This is a genomic window from Streptomyces winkii (assembly GCF_032248595.1).
Lineage (GTDB): Bacteria > Actinomycetota > Actinomycetes > Streptomycetales > Streptomycetaceae > Streptomyces > Streptomyces winkii.
Genome location: NZ_JASTTH010000005.1, coordinates 320112 through 335966, shown reverse-complemented (window position 1 = coordinate 335966; position 15855 = coordinate 320112). Strand labels below are relative to the sequence as shown.

Below are 15855 nucleotides of genomic sequence, written 5' to 3'. Positions count from 1 at the left end.
ATCACCGGCCAAGTTGTGGATGCAGAACGGGTGTTGAGCGCACGACGGCGTGCGGCTCGCTCCCGAAGCGAATGGGAGGAAGTCCGTGATTCAGCAGACGACCGGGCGCGGGGCGGAAGTCCGTGCCGCCCGGCGTACGGCCCGGCGGGCGGCGGCGACAGCCGTACTGCTCGTGGGCGCTCTCCTGACACCGCTGTTCGCCGGCGCGGGGGCCGTTGCCGAGGAGCGGGCGGGAGCACGCGCGGGAGCGGCGGCCGGGGAGAGCGGCGACAAGGGGCCCGACCCGATCGACTTCGCAGTGGTCGTCGACCAGTCGAAGAGCCTCAGCAAGAAGGACCTCCAGCGCGAGGTGGAGGCCGCGGCGCTCATCAGCCAGGGGGAGATCTCCGACCGGTCCCGCGCCATGGTGATGGGCTTCGGCAGCGCCGAGAAGGAAGGGCAGTCGGCCGTCGACGAGGTGTGCGAGCTGACCGTCGCCGACGCCCCGGGACGGCAGGAACTCAGCGACTGCGTACAGGAGCTGGCCCGCTCAAGCCATAAGAAGACCGGTCCCGGGACCGACTTCCCCGCCGCCCTGTCGCAGGCCAGGGACCGCCTCACCGAGGACTCCGAGCCGGGCAGGCCCAAGGTGGTCTTCCTCCTCACCGACGGCAAGCTCGACGTGCGCGACAGCTCCGGCTACGGCAAGGAGGACGACCCCGCCGCCCGCCAGAAGAACGGCGAGAAGGCCCTCAAGGGCGAGTTCGAGAAGGCCCGCAAGGAGCAGATCCAGCTGTGGCCCCTCGGCTTCGGCGCCGTCGACAAGGGCGCCCTCGGCGAGATGGCCGCCGGCGGCTACCGCGGAGCCTGCGCCGAACTGCCCGGCGCCAAGCCCCGGATGCGCGTCGTCGAGGAGTCGGCACAGCTGGAGAAGGCGTTGCAGGAGACCTTCGCGGACGCCCGCTGCGCGCGCGTCGAGGAGGGCACGAAGGGCAAACCGCCCACCGATCTGCACGTCACCATCCCGCCGATCGCCACCGACGGCTCGATCACCGTCACCAAGCGCGATCCGGAGGTGCGGGCCACGTACTACGACCCGAAGGGCAACGAAGTCCCCCGGAACGGAAGGAAGTTCGGCTCCAGCTTCGAGTTGAGCGGCGAGGAGGGGCCCGTCGAGGCGCTTCGGGTGAAGGACCCGGAGCCGGGCAAGTGGAAGGTCCACCTGGACGCGCCGGAGGACCACCGCGAGCAGACGGCCTCCGTCAGCGCCATCTGGCAGGGCAGGCTGCGCTCTCTGGTCACGCTCGACCCGACCTCGCCGAAGCCGGGCGAGAAGGCCGAGATCGAGGCCAGGCTCCAGACCAGGGACGACGTGGTCGTCGACGACAGCGACCAGCTCGGCGGCGTCCACGCCACGGCCACGCTGAAGGGCGACGGCTTCGACCCGGTGAAGGTGCCGCTGCGCGACGACGGCGAGGGCGGGGACGAGGAGCGCGGCGACGCGCACTTCTCCGGCAGCGTCGAGATCCCCGGCTCCGCCACCGGCGCCCTGAGCCTCACCAGTGAGATGGCCGCGCCCGGCGTCACCGGCGACAAGCGCCCTTACCACACCGTGATCACCGCGGGCTCCGCCCCGATGACGGCCCACGCCTCGGTCGACGGCCATTCCGTCCACCCCGGCGGCAAGGTCGAGGGCACGCTCAACGCCCGTAACGACAGCGGCAGTACGCACACGCTGCGGCTCCGCCTCGCCGACAGGCGGGGCGATTCGGTGAGCGTCAGGCCCTCCGGGGTGCGGGTCCCGGCCGGGAAGACCAGGACCGTCCACTACCGGCTCGCGTTCGACGGGCACACGCCGATCGGCGAGGCGGGCGGACGGATCGAGGTCGTCGACACGACGGACGGGGGCCGCGTGGTCGACGAGACCCCGCTGGCGGTCTCGGTCACGGCGCCGCCCTCGTGGTGGGACATATGGTGGTGGGCCGTCGTCGGGGGAGCGGCGCTGGCGCTGTTCGCCGCCGTGGTCGCCAAGCTGCGCATCGCCGCGGGCCGCAGGACCCGCGATGTGGCCGGTCTGACGCTGGAGTTGCTCAGGAACGGACTGGTCGAGAGCACCCAGAAGACCCGGCGCGGCTCCGCCTTCGAGTTCACCGTCGACACCGGCGGCCCCCGGCCCCGGCTGAGCGCGAGCAGGAGCGGCGCGTCCGGCGCGTACCGGCTGACCCGTGACCGCAGCGGCGCGGTGGTGATCCGGCCCCCGAGGGGCAAGCAGCATGCGCGCACCGGCAATGCGCTGAAGCTCGGGGACGGTCTCGAACTCGTCCTCAAGGGCGGCAAGTTGAGCGGCGGCGCGGCAGCAGGCAGCGCCGAGCGCCCTCGCCGTACGAACCCGTTCGCCTGGCTCAAGTTCCCGTCGCCCAAGGCCGGTTCGGGGGAGCCCGGCCGACGCGGCGAGGAGCCGGACGGCACGCAGCGCGCCGGACGGCGCGAATCCACCCCGCCGGCGCCTGGCAGGAACCGCCTCCCCGACCACTTCTGACCCGTTGAAGCGTGGCCGCCGCACACACGGCGGCCGGAAGCGAGAAATGTCATGAAGATCTACCAGCCCATGCTGTTCGTGGGCCTCGGCGGCACCGGCGCCCGCGTCGGCGCCGAGCTGGAGCGCGGACTGCGCCGCGAGTTGTGCGGCCCGGACGGCACCGCCCTGTCGGGCAGTTCCGGCCGTGCGCCGTTCCAGCTGCCCGAGTGCCTCCAGTTCGTGTACGCCGATTTCAGCGAGGCGCAGCTGGCCCAGCTCCCGCACATGAGCGCCAAGGGCACGGAGCAGGCGGCGTACCGCCAGACCTCCCGCGCCATACACGACCTGCTGCCCGCCGGGTTCGACGCCTCGCCCGAGGTCACGCGCATGCTGCGCATCAACATGCATGAGGAGACCGCGAGTTGGCTGCCCCCGATGGCCGGCCAGCCCCGCGTCGCTCCGCTCAACACGGGCGCCGGGCAGCTGCCCACCGTCGGCCGGGCCTCGCTGTTCGCGACGCTCCAGCAGGGTCTGGAGCCGGTGCGGCGGCAGCTGCGGGAGGCGATCGGCGCCATCGCCGCCTGCGCGGGCGATCTGCGCGAAGTCGGCGGGGGCCGCATCCGCGGCTGCGACGTGTTCGTGGCGTTCTCCGTGGCGGGCGGCACGGGCGCCGGGATCTACTACGACTTCCTCCACCTCATCGGCGAGGAGTTCCGTCAGTCCAAGGTGCCCGGCGTCAAGATCTACCCGCTCGTCGTGATGCCTTCCGCCTTCCCGCCCGAGCAGGGCGGCGGACGCGAGGCCGAACTCAACGCCTCCCGCGCCCTGGTGGACCTCTCCCGGCTCGTCGACGACCAGAACGTGCCCCGCGCGTCCGACGACGGCGAGGAGGAGAGCGGCCGCCTCGGCGTGCGCTACCCGCACCACGGCCGGATCACGCTGCGCCCCGCGACGGTGCAGACCGGGTTCCTCTTCAGCAGGACCGCGGGCATCCGCCCCGAGGACCTGCGCCGGTCGATCACGTCCCTGGTGATGTCGCTGATCGGCACCGAACTCGGCGACGACAGCGGCAACGGACGGGGCGAAGACTTCCAGTCCTTCGCCGAGGGCTTCGTCAACAAGGCCGTCGAGCGCTCCACCCCGGCCCGCAACGGCATCGGCTTCCGCGGCATGTCCACGAGCCTGGCCGCCTCCCTCACCGTCCCCGTCGACGACCTCGCCGAGATCGTCTCCGGGCGGCTGCTGGCCGCGGCGGTCGGCGGGATGACCGAGGCGGCCCGCAAGCAGAGCGAGTACGGCACCGAGCAGGTGCACGAGATGTTCGTCAACGCCGCCATCGGGCCGCTGTGGACGCGCGAGCCGCAGGAGGTGCCGCTCCCGGACCCGGTGCCCAAGGGCGTCAGGGACATCACCCAGAAGCTCCGCGACCGCCTCCAGGACATGGACGAGGCGCTCACCGAGCGCGACCGCGACCTGGGCCGCGAAGTCCCGCGCATGGTCGACGACTTCAACCCCGCCGCGGCCGTACGGAAACTCCTCGGCACCATCGACCCGTTCCGCGTCGAGAAGCTGCTGACGGGGCTGCCCGGCCACCCCGAACGGGTCGCCGAAGCCGGCTTTACCGGGATGCTGGAGAACCGCCGCAACGAGCCCGAACGCCCCGAGGGCGTCGACCTGGCGGCGCCCCAGGTGCCGGCCGTCAAGCGGCCCATGGCGGGCATGGCCCCGGCCCGCTGGGGCGACCCCGAGGTGCAGAACGCCCTCGACGAGCAGGACGCCTGGTACGCGTGGCGCACCCGGCGGCTGTGGCACCGCCACTGGAAGGACCTGGAGCAGCGCTGGCGCCCGGCCCTCCAGCGGACCGTCAAGGACGTCTCGGAGCTCGTACGGGCGCTCCGCGCGCACGCCGACGAGGAGGGCAAGTTCTTCGCGGAGAAGAAGCAGGAGCTCTACCGCGAGGACCGCAAGGGCGTCTCGTACCTCCTGCCCCCGCAGAACTCCCTGCGCCTCTTCTACGACGCCGTCTTCGAGCGGCTGCTCCAGCACATGGCCCTGCCCGAGGGCATGCACGAGGCGGGGCTGCTGGCCCGCATGGTCGAACCCGAGGACTGGCACCGGGCGCTGGCCGCGCTGCGGAACTCCAAGGTCGCCGCGGTGAAGGTGATCAAGCAGGTCGTCGAGCGGAGGGTGAAGCAACTCTTCGTGGAGGCAGGCGTGTTGAACGAGCGTCCGCTGCTGCCCTCGCTCGCGGAGCTGCTGCGCGCCGCGGCGGGCGACGAGGACGCCGCGTCGGCCGTCGACGCGGAGTGGCTGGAGCAGTTCCGCTCCCAGCTGGCCGGGCTGCTGCCCGTCGGCTTCGTCCCGGACGGCAACGGCCCGCTGAAGGTCCTCATCGTCCATCCGCAGACCGAGGCCGCGACGAGCGCAGAGCGCTACCTCAAGCAGCAGCTGGCGCTGCCGCACGACAACGGCATGACGGTGGAGTGCCGTCCCGTCTCGACGGACTCGATCAACGTGGTGCTGTTCCGCAGCGGCATGAGCCTCACCGACGTCTCCGAGGTGCGGAAGGTGCTCCGGCTGTGGGCGAAGTCCCGTGACTCCGGCGGCTCCGAGGACTTCCTGGACTGGCGGCAGCGGCTCGGCCACAGCGACGACTGGCTCGCCAGCACAGAGGAGGACCGGCAGCGGATCCTGCACCGGCTGCTGTGCGTGCTGTGGAACGGGCGGGTGCAGATCAAGGGCGACTCCCGGTCGCCCAGGGCGATCCGCATCCGGCTTCAGCCCGGCGACGACGCCGCCACGATGACGCTGCGCCTGGAGTCCTACGACGACGGCGTGTCCAGCTGGGCAGGGCTGCTGCGCGCGTACGAGGAGTGGGCGCTGCTCGAAGAGGGGCGGGTCGTCGACGACTTCGCCTACCAGCTGATGCAGGCGCAGCCGCGGGGCCTGACGGGGGCGCCGGTGCCGCCGGCCGAGCTGTACCGGGTCCTGGTGCACGAAGTCGCCCCGCAGCAGCGGAAGTTGATCAAGCGCCTGCGGGAGCAGCACGGCGCGGACGCCGATGTGTGGCTCGCACCGATGCGGCGCTTCTGGGAGGAGACCCTGCCGGGCGCCCTGGAGCTGCCCTTCCCCGGAGTGAAGGCCCCGATCCGGCGCAATCTGCGGGTCCTCGAGGCCCGCAAGCAGCAGAACCCGGGGCCGTACGACGAGGACACCCCGGAGGAGGACGAGTGGACCACCCCCGGGGAGGTGCCCGAGCCCAGGCCGCCGGAGCCGGAGCCCCGGCGGGAGCCCGCGCCGGCCCTGCCGGACGAGGTCAAGCCCCGTGGCGGCGAGGGCCGTTGGGACTCCTGGGACGACGGCTGGGGCGGCGGCGAGGGGAACGAGCGGCGGGACCGGTGGGACAACGACGACGAGGGGGACTGGAAGTGACCGTGCTCCGTGTCGACCTGCGGCCGGCCGCGGCGGAAGGCGGCGAGGGGAAGGAGCGGGAAGTCGACGAGATCGTCGACGACGCCGTCAACCGGGCACAGGCCTGCGAGAAGCCGCGCTTCCTCATCGTCGACCACGCCTGCGACCTCGTGGCCCACCAGCTGCTCTACGAGGAGCTGCTGGGCTACGGCTCCGTGCCCACGATCTGCCTCGCCGTCGGGGGGCCGGGGGCGAACGGCGGGGCGGGCGAGGGAAGTTCGGCCTCCCCGCAGCTGGCGCGTCCGCTGACCCTGAAGCCCCCGTCCGCGGGAGTGCTGTGGGCGCCCGACCCCGAGTACGGCACGGGCCCCGGCGGCGCCCAGGCCGGGGAGGCGGACCAGGAGCGCCAGTGGCGGACCGTACGGCCGCTCTGCCGACTCCTCGAAGAACCCCATGTGTTCGATGCCGTGCTGCACGCGCTCGGCGAGATCCGCGACGGTGTCGCCGTCGCCGCCCCGCACGTCCTGGAGCACGATCTGACGGACTCCGCCCGCGCCCGGGTGTGGCGGCAGGCCCTGGAGGGCCTGTGCGGCCGGGAGATCCTCACCGCGCTGCCGCCGTCCGGCACCGGCGAGGACCGGGTGCCGCACGAACTCGCCCCGCTCGTCGGCGAGGAGGTGCCCAAGGCCCTCGGCGACCGCGTGTGGTGCATGCCCCGCGGCGAGGCCGACGAGGGGCGCCGCGGCTGCGAGGCGGCGCTGCGCGAGGCGCAGGACGTCTGCCAGCAGGTGCGTTCCCCGTTCGCGTGGCTGCGTACGGAGACCTCCCGGCGGTCCGGACTGCCCGACAGGCTCGCCGAGTTGGCGGACGCGCTCACCGCGTACCGGAAGACCGCCGAGGAGTGTCTGCGGGAGGGCGACGGCGTGCGGCTCTCGCCCGAGCAGCGCTCCCGGCTCGCCCGCCGCGGCATCGACCTGCCCGACATCCCGGAGGCCTCGCGCGAGCACGTCGTCCCTGGGCTGCGGGACTACACGGAGAAGCTCATCGACCGTCCGCTGCCGCTGCGTTCGGTCGCGGCACGGCTCGCCGCGCTCTCCGACCGCTCGGCGCCGGCGGGCAGCGCGGCCCGGCTCGGGCAGCTCAACGAGGCCTGCCCGCAGGACTGTCCGGCCCGGCTGCGCCGCCCGGCGCAGTTCGACGTGGTGGCGCCGGGGTTCTGGGCGAACGTCCTCCCGGGCTTCGTCATCGCCTTCCTCGCCGGGCTGTGGCCCGGGGCGGGCTGGGCCGCGGGCGCGGGGATGCTGGCTGGGCTGGCCGCCACGGGGATCGCGGTCCTGATGCAGATCCGCCGCCCCAACTGCACCGCCGACGGGCGGCTTGACGGCGGCGGGCAGTCCAACGCCGCCGTGCACGCCGTCACCGGGATCGTCGGCGCCGCCGTGGGCGTCGGGGCCGGGCAGAAGCTGATGCTGCCCGTGTGGGCGGCGGCCACCGCGCTGGGCCTTGCGGTGGTCGTACTGGTACTGCACGCGATGTGGCAGTGGACCCACTCCGTGGACGCGTGGTGGGAGCGGATGCGCCCCGAGGACGCCGCTCCGATGTGGGCGGACATCGAGACCGTGCTCAGCGAGGCCGCCGTCCACGACTGGATGCTCGCCGAGGCGCGGCTGCACTGCGCGGACGGAGCGCGAGCAGTGTCGGTGCTGCTGCGGAAGTTCGCGACGGAGATGGAGGAGTACGGCGCCGACTCGCCTGCGGTGGCGGCGAGTTCGGAGGACCCGGACCTGTTCGCCGCCGTGCCGGCCGCCGCTGACTCGCCCGCTCCGGCGGGGGAGCCGACGAAGGACGACGGGACGGACGGCGAGTGGGAGCCCTGGGACTGGGACAGCTGGGCCGACGACGCGGAGCCCGCCTCCGGGCCGGAGCCGGCGCCCGTGCCAGTCCAGCGGGAGTCCGGGGACGTCCCCGAGGCCGGCGAGGCGGAGCCGTCCGCCGCGCCCCTCCCCGAGGCGGCGCCCCCTGAGGAACCGCCCCGTCCCCTCGAACTCCGCTGGCTGACCCGCGAGTCGGGCGATGCCGGCCGGGCCCTGGTCGACACCCTCATCCGTGACCTCGCCGACGGAGTGGTCGGGGTGCTCGCGGGCTGCTGGGGCGTGCTGGAGAGCGACCCGAACGCTGTCGGCCGCTTCCGCGTCGCGGGCCGCGTCGCGGAACTCCTCGACGAGGAGCGCGCCTGCCTCGCCCGCGACGGCGCCGCCGCCGCGCCTCCGTACGCCCGTCCCCGCGAGGACCGGACCCGCCCCGGCACCGCGGAGCTGTTCGGCATCGCCACCGACCGCGTGTCCCGCGTCCTCGCCGACGGCGAGGCGAAGCCGCCCCAGCCGCTGTGCTCGCCGTTCCGCAAGCGGATGCTCTCGAAGGACCCGGGCGCCGCCCGCATGGTGCGCTTCGCGCCCGAGTCGGCCCGCCGCGGCGCCGCCGCCCGGGACCCGCTCGGCGACGGCGGCTGGGACACCTCGGGCGACGACATCGTCTGGACGCTGACCGGCCGCTTCGCGGGGGTGCTGCGCATGGTGCCGCTCAGCGACGGCGCGGTGCGCACCGTCCGGTCGTACGGCGGACCGAGCGCCGAAGTGGCCCAGGCACAACCGGAGTTGCGAGGTCCGAGCGCATGACCGGATCAGAGCACGGAGCACAACACGACACCGAGGAGCTGGAGTTCTTCTCCGCCGCCGGTGAACTCACCTGCCTCCCCGCCCGTTACGAGCCGGAGCTGCACATCCCGGCCCGCGGTCCCCTGACCCTGCGGCACGCGGTCGTGGGCGAGGACCGGCCGGTGATCCAGTACCGGCTGCCGCTCTCCGCGCGCAAGGACCAGCGCGCCCGCGAGGCCCTGGAGCGCGAGGCCGGCGCCGCCCTCTCCATCGAGCGGGAGTACGGAGCCGAGCGCTACCGCGCGCTCTTCACCCGCTTCGCCGGGCACAACCTCGACGCGGCAGAGCCCTTCGTGCTCTACGCCGCCACCTCGGCTCCCGGTGCCGAACCTCTCTCCCGCTTCGCGGGCCGCCTCAGCGTGGAGCAACTGCGCGCCGTGATGGCGCAGTTGACCCTGGTGACCCGGCTGCTGGAACACGTGGGCTTCGTACACCGTGCCCTCACCCCGCAGACCGTCTGGTGGGACGGGAAGAAGGTACGCGTCGCCGAGCCCTACGCCGCCATCCCGGCCGGGGTGCCGCGCGAGCCGTACGGGCAGGCGCCCTGGTCGTCGCCCGAGCAGCGCTCGGGGACGGGCGCGGCCGACCCCCGGGACGACCTGTGGAGCGTCGCGCAGCTGACGTACTTCCTTGTCGCGGGCCGCCCCGCCGAGGGCACGGGCCCGCCGCCCGACCTCGACTCCTACCGCCAGCTCGCCGCCTTCCGCGACAGCGGCGTCTTCGCGCCCCGTGCCGACCAACGCCCCGACGCCGCCCAGGTGTTGCGGCTGCTCAACCGCCCCGACCCGCTGGCGGGCGCCTCCGGGGCGGCGGACCCGCTGGACGTGTACCGCGACGAGTTCGAGCGGCTTCTCGCCGCCAAACGCGCCGACTTGGCGGAGGACCCCGCCGAACAGGGCGCCGGCAAGGGGGAGACCCTGCTCGTCACCCCCAACGGCTGGTCCATCCTGCGCGGCCTCGCCGCCCGGAAGGGAGGCGACCGGTGACCACAGACCAGCCCGGCAGCAGCCGTCCGACGGTCATCTGCCCGTACTGCCTCGACCCGCTCTCGTACGACGAGACCCGGTTGCACACCCGCAACGACCAGCAGGAGTACGAACCACTCGACCTGTCCCGCGAGTACAACCCCGTCCGCCGCGCCGACGCGCTGAACAGCGCGTTCCAGCGCTGCCCGCACGACGGGCACATGGACCCGCACTACCTTCCCGTCCCGTATCTGACGAGCGGACCGCCGCTGACCGTCGCCATGGTCGGCAGCTCGTCCACCGGCAAGACGCACCTCCTCGGCTCGATGATCGGCGAGGTCGAGCGCGGCGGACTGGAGCCGTACGGGCTCAACTACCGCCCCCTGAACCCGGACTGGCACAGCCGCTTCGTCCGCGAACGCGTCCAGCCACTGCACGACGGGCAGGTGCTGGCGCGTACGACGATGGCGAAGAAGTTCGCCTTCTTCGCGGACGGACTGCTGGTGTCGGGGCATGGCGTGACCCGTCCGGTGATGTTCTTCGACCTCGCCGGTGAGGACCTCGTCGAGTACGGCGAAGTCACCCGCTTCCTCGCGGGCGTGAGCGCCCTGATCTTCGTCGTCGACCCGCTGCGCGCCCTCGGCATCCCGTACCTCGACCACGAGCGCAAGAAGGCCGAGGTGCCCGAACGCGCCCTCGGCGACGAGTCGTTCGCGGCCGTCCTCGCCCGCATGCCGCGCTCCGCGCGCGACGAGCGCTACGTCGACGTGCCCGCGGCGGTCGCCGTCAACAAGAGCGACCTGGTCCGCTTCGAGCCCCCCGTCGACCGCTGGCTGCGGCAGCCGCTCCCCGCGGAGCTCACCGACGGCGACCTGCGTGCCGAGAGCCGCGACCTCTACGCCTTCGTCCGCCGCCACGGCAGCAAGGCATGGCTCCGCCCCTTCGCCGAATGCGCCCGCTGCACGGGCCACTTCGTCTCCGCGACCGGCGGCCGCCAGATGGAGAACGTCTTCCCCAACGGCGTCACACCCCGGCGGGTCCTGGCGCCGCTCCTTTCGATCTTCGCGATGTCCGGACTCCTCCCGGACGACAACCTGAACGAGGCGGGACTTTGATGACGTCAGGTCAGACATGGGCGGACCAGCTGGTCTTCCGCTGGGACGCGGACAACCGCTCGGGCAACACCGGCTTCGGCCTGGTCGCGTGGTCGAACGACCCCGAGCGGGCGGAGAAGGTGTTCCGCGGGGTGGCCCGGAAGCTCCAGGTCTCGGGCGACGAGGTCGCTCCCGGCCTGGTACGCATCGTCGACAGGACCGGGGAGAGCGTCCTGCTGGTCCGCCGGGTCCTCGGCCACGACCCCGGCGGCCGTCCGGGCACCGTGTGCCACGCGCTGCTCGGCTCGAACGCGTCCCTCGGCGTGGAGACGTGTATCGGGCTGCACCGCTGGTCGTGGGAGGGGAGCGACCTCCCGCTCAACGAGGTCCGGGGCCGCCTGGATCCGGTGCCCGCCAAGGCCCTGCTCCAGGCCTCCATGCCGCAGTGCGAGGACCTCTCCCGCTTCCTGCCGCAGGTGGCAGAAGAGCTGAGCGCGGCCACCGCCGAGGTGCTGCGCCACCCCGGCAGCCGCTACACCTTCCTGGACCGTACGGGCGGGGAGTTCCCCTTCCTCATCCTCTGGGGACTCCGCGGAATCCTCGGCGAGCTGCGCGCGACGCACCCCCTCGGCTGGTCCTTCGCCAGCCACGACACCGACGACTCCGAGAAGTTCCGCTTCGTCTTCGTCCCCCGCTGGCCCGCCTCGGCCGCCCACGACGAGCGCCGCGTACGGACCGACCTTCAACAGCCCCGCGACGACCGGGCGTTGATGCTCGCCACCGAGCTGGTGAACCACCATCTGGAGTGGTCGGGCCGCGGGGGAGAAGGGCTCCGCCGGGTGCCGGCGACCCTGGCCGAAGCCGCCGGAGAACTGGGACGGCTGGAATCGGGCGACGCCCTGCTGGCCGCCGCCGAGCGCGCCGTGAAGCACCTCGGCCCGGCGGTGCGCCCGCCCGGCCCCGGACCGCGCTACCGACGGGACGACGACCTGGACGTGCCCTCCATCTGGAGGGGCGAGACGGCCCCCGTCCCGGATTCCGGCCCCGCGGCGCCGCCGCCGGACTTCCGACGGGCGAGCAGGGAGGAGGAGTTGCTGTACGCGCTGCGCGACGACCTGCCCTACGAGGAGATCACCCACGTCCTGGACGAGATCCGGCACGGCTTCGACGACTGGCCGTCCGCGCTGCGGGAGGAGCTGGCGCGCATAGCGCTCGAGAAGAACCTCTTCCGCGACCGCCATCCGGACCCAGGCGGACAGCCGCACGCCGCACGCCGGACGCCGGACCCCGCACGGCTCGACCGTTCCGCCCCGGAGAGGGACGCCCGCGCGCGCCGCCCCGCCGTGGACCACGGCCCGGTCACCCGCACCGTCATGCCGGATGCCCGCCGTGCATCCCCGGGGCCGGAGGGCGGCCAGCGCACATCGATGATCACCGTCGCGGCTGGTGTCGGCATCATCGTCGTCCTGCTGTTGACGATCGTGATGCTCTGGTAGCCCTCAAGGGATGATCCGTCCATTTCGGAAATCCAAGAGTGAATGCGCCCCAATGACTCGGATGCGCACGGGAATTGCCGGACGGCGGGCCCGCCGCGACCGTTTGCCTTTTCGGATCAAGGCGTTTCTTAGCGCGTAGCGAGAAATATGCGAGGGCGTTGAACCGAGCATGCCAACATGGCGTGGTCGTGAGCGCCATGGATTTTCGAGACAGCAAGGCAGCTTGCCGTGCCGGGCGGCGGCTTCGCGGATCATCGATTCCCTCTGCGTGAGGGCTGGGCAGACGAGGAAAAAAGCATATGGGAAAGGGAAAGCACAGACGCGTCAAGTCGCGTGAGGCCACCGGGGCCAAGGTCGTGGGCCAGGCCGTCGTCGGGCTGGTTTCCAGCGTCGCCGTGGCCGGCGCGGCGAGCACCGCCTTTGCGGACCCCACCGCGAAGCGCCAGGCGTCCGACACCCAGTACTCGCGTGCCGACGCCTCCTACGCGGACTGCGATTCGTCGCAGGTCGCGCCGGACTCCGCTTCCCATGGAGTGACCGATCAGACCGGCCGGAGCGGTGGCTCGGCGCGGTCGACCCAGCAGAACTGCGGCGAAGCCGACATGTCCACGGCGCAGTTGATCGACCAGTTGCGCCCCGACCGCGACAACAGCACGGATGAGCGCAGGGCGGCCGCCGAGGAACTCGGCAACCGCGGAACGTTCGTCTCCGATCAGAGGACCAACAGGCTCTTCTTCGAGCCCATGACGGCGGACTCCGACCGGATGGACCAAGCACGCCGGATGACGCTGCGTCAGCTCACCGACCTGCTCACTTCGAACCGCGCTGTCAGCCAGGCCGAGCGTACGGCTGCCTTCCTGGGACTCCAGGCCCGCGGATTCAGCATCTTCGACCCGAAGACCGAGCAGCTGCGCTTCAACCCCCGGGATCTGGTGGACGGATCATCGGGCGACCGGTCTCCCGACCGGTCCACGCCCGGGGATTCCCCACGTCCCGTGAGCGAGGCTCCGGCCTCGCACCAGTCCGGCGTACAGGCCGCTTCGGCCTCGAACCGGGTCGAGGTGAAGCCGCTCTCGGCGCTGAACCAGGCCGAGGTGAAGGAGGCCCCGGCCCCGGCCTCGAACGAGGCCGAGGTGAAGGCGGCTCCGGCTCCAGCCTCGAACGACGCCGACGTACAGGCCGTTTCGGCCTCGAATCGGGTCGAGGTGAAGCCGCTCTCGGCGTTGAACCAGGCCGAAGTGAAGGAGGCCCCGGCCCCGGCCCCGGCCCCGAACCAGGCCGGCGCACAGGCGGCCCCGGGCCCGAACCAGGTTGCCGCGAAGCAACCACTGGCCTCGAACCAGGTTGCCGCGAAGGAGGCCCCGGCTCCGAAGGCAGGGGCGGCACCGCAGCAGTCCGAGGGGCTGATCGGCGGCCGGATCGAGTTCCCCACCGGCCCCAACTCGTTCGGCTTCATTCAGGCGGGAGCCAACTCGAAGACGATCTCGATTTCCGGCGGCGGCGGTGTCGGGGTCGGCTCCAACAGGTCGTTCGTCGGCGAGTTCCCGGCTCCCCCGACCGGCATCAATCTCCGTGGCGATGTCTCGGTTCAGTCTCCGGTCGCCAGCGTGAAGGGAGAGGCGAAGGTCAACTTCAACCCCGTGACCCGAGAATTCTCCGGCGGAGGTTCCGGAGAGATTCAGGCGACCGGCACGAACGGAATCGGGCTTTCGGACAAGGTGTCCCTGGACGTCAAACCCGACGGCCAAATCAACATCACGACGTCCCAGGGCCAGCAGGTCGATCTCGGCGGCCGCAAGCTGTCCGTCGACGCCTCGCAACCCTCCACCGACGGAACTCAGTCCGCGCCCTCCTTCAAGCTCGGCCTCTCGGGCGGACCGGCGGGCACCAGCAACCAGGGCTTCAAGGTGGAGGGCCGGATCGAGGCCGACGCCACGGCCAACATCCCCCTGGACGGCCAACAGCAGCCCCCAGCCGCCCAGCCTCCGACCGAGCAGGCTCCGGCGGAACAGGCTCCGGGTGCTGAGGCTCCGGCTGAGCAGGCTCCGGCGGAACAGGCTCCGGCCGAGCAGGCTCCGGCGGATCAGGCTCCGGCTCCGGGCGCGGGTGAGCAGGCTCCGGCGGATCAGGCTCCGGGTGCGGAGGCACCGGCGGATCAGGCTCCGGCTCCGGGCGCGGGTGAGCAGGCTCCGACGGAACAGGCTCCGGGTGCGGAGGCACCGGCTGAGCAGGCCCCGGCTCCAGGTGCGGAGGCCCCGGCTCCGGGCGCGGGTGAGCAGGCTCCGGCGGAACAGGCTCCGGCCGAGCAGGCTCCGGGTGGGCAGGCTCGCGGTGTTGAGGCTCCGGGTACTGAGGCTCCGGCCGAGCAGGCTCCCGCTGAGCAAGCTCCGGGCGCGACTGATGGTTCTGGTGACCTCGGTTCCGGTGACACCGGCGGTGACTTCGGCTCTGACGAGGGCGACTTCGGTTCCGATGATGCCGGGGGCGACTTCGGTTCGGACGATGGCGCAGGCGACTTCGGCTCCGGCGATGCCGGTTCGGGTTTCGGCTCTGGTGACATCGGCGGTGACTTCGACGGAGGCTCGGACTTCAGCTCCGGCGATGCTGGTTCGGATTTCGGCTCTGGCGACACGGGCGGTGACTTCAGCGGCGGCTCGGACTTCGGCTCCGGCGGGGGCGACCTCGGCGGAGGCTCGGACCTTGGTTCCAGCGGGGGTGACTTCGGCGGCGGAGGCGACCTCGGCGGAGGCTCGGACTTCGGCGGCGGAGGTGACTTCGGCGGCGGCGGAGACTTCGGCGGTGGAAGTGACTTCGGCGGCGGTGGCGGCGGGTTCTGACGAGGGACGAGGGACCGAGCGAGCAGGCTCGGTCCGTCCCGTAGAACCACGGACGTGACACGCGCCCCCTAGAGCAGCAGAACGGCCGGCCCAGCGGATACTCCCGCTGAGCCGGCCGTTCTCGTTCTGCGCAAGCAGGATTCGCCCCGCAACACCCGCCCCGGCTCCCCCCGTTCGCACCCTTCCCGCCCTCGCAGTCTGAAGCCGACGGCGGGCCGGCGGCCCGGTCCCTCCGCGAGCGCCTCCTGCTGGTCCTGCCGGGGCTCTCCTTCGGGCGCCTCGGCAGACGCGGACTCTGGCCTCGGCGGCCCCGAGACTTTCGGCGCTCAGGCAGACGAGCAGTTGTGTTGTGTCTGGCTCTCTTCGGGCGGCTCTATCTCCGGCTTTGTGAGAAGTAGGGTTCGACCATGACGGACGAGGTGAACTCCCCCCGTGTAGTAGTTGGCGGCGCGATCTGTGACCAGGGACGATTGCTGGCTGCCCGACGCACCGCCCCGCCTGCGCTCGCGGGCCGTTGGGAGCTGCCGGGCGGCAAGGTCGAACCTGGCGAGACGGCGGACATGGCACTCGTACGCGAGCTGCGTGAGGAACTCGGCATTGAAGTCGAGGCAGTTGAGCGGGTGCCGGGAGAGTGGGTGGTGAAGGACGGCCTCGTTCTGCACGTCTGGCAGGCTCGGTTGCTGAAGGGTGAGCCTCAACCTTTGCAAGACCACGACGAGTTGAGGTGGCTCGCTCCCGACGAAGCATTTGACGTCGACTGGCTCGACCAGGACCGGCCTGCGGTCACGGCGGTAGTGCGGTCGCTACGCGGCGAAGAGCGGCAGCGACAGACCTAACGCCC

General features: G+C 72.3%; 8 protein-coding genes. All 8 read left to right on the top strand.

Features of this window, described 5'->3' with window-relative positions; genetic code table 11:
- Nucleotides 1-85 precede the first annotated feature (85 nt).
- The 8 genes from QQM67_RS17130 (at nt 86) to QQM67_RS17095 (ending at nt 15850) form a co-directional block, all read left to right on the top strand.
- Nucleotides 86-2518, top strand: coding sequence for a vWA domain-containing protein (locus tag QQM67_RS17130; RefSeq protein ID WP_314174756.1), 2433 nt, complete (start codon nt 86-88; stop codon nt 2516-2518).
- 51 nt (nt 2519-2569) lie between these two features.
- A complete protein-coding gene (locus QQM67_RS17125; protein ID WP_314174755.1) occupies nt 2570-5929 on the top strand; it encodes a tubulin-like doman-containing protein in 3360 nt (1119 codons plus the stop codon).
- Nucleotides 5926-8583 (top strand): hypothetical protein, encoded by a 2658-nt coding sequence (locus tag QQM67_RS17120; protein WP_314174754.1) that lies wholly within the window; start codon nt 5926-5928, stop codon nt 8581-8583. The genes QQM67_RS17125 and QQM67_RS17120 overlap by 4 nt, the downstream gene beginning before the upstream one ends.
- Complete coding sequence (locus QQM67_RS17115) at nt 8580-9608, top strand: protein kinase family protein (RefSeq protein WP_314174753.1); 1029 nt, start codon at nt 8580-8582, stop codon at nt 9606-9608. The genes QQM67_RS17120 and QQM67_RS17115 overlap by 4 nt, the downstream gene beginning before the upstream one ends.
- Nucleotides 9605-10702, top strand: a complete 1098-nt coding sequence (locus tag QQM67_RS17110; RefSeq protein WP_314174752.1) for a hypothetical protein — start codon at nt 9605-9607, stop codon at nt 10700-10702. The genes QQM67_RS17115 and QQM67_RS17110 overlap by 4 nt, the downstream gene beginning before the upstream one ends.
- Nucleotides 10702-12177 carry a hypothetical protein gene (locus QQM67_RS17105; protein ID WP_314174751.1) on the top strand — a complete coding sequence of 492 codons (1476 nt, stop codon included), beginning with the start codon at nt 10702-10704 and terminating at the stop codon, nt 12175-12177. Before QQM67_RS17110 ends, QQM67_RS17105 begins: the two co-directional genes overlap by 1 nt.
- Before the next feature lie 299 nt (nt 12178-12476).
- Nucleotides 12477-15014 (top strand): hypothetical protein, encoded by a 2538-nt coding sequence (locus QQM67_RS17100; RefSeq protein ID WP_314174750.1) that lies wholly within the window; start codon nt 12477-12479, stop codon nt 15012-15014.
- A 407-nt stretch (nt 15015-15421) separates the two neighbouring features.
- Nucleotides 15422-15850 carry a (deoxy)nucleoside triphosphate pyrophosphohydrolase gene (locus QQM67_RS17095; RefSeq protein WP_314174749.1) on the top strand — a complete coding sequence of 143 codons (429 nt, stop codon included), beginning with the start codon at nt 15422-15424 and terminating at the stop codon, nt 15848-15850.
- Nucleotides 15851-15855: the final 5 nt, after the last annotated feature.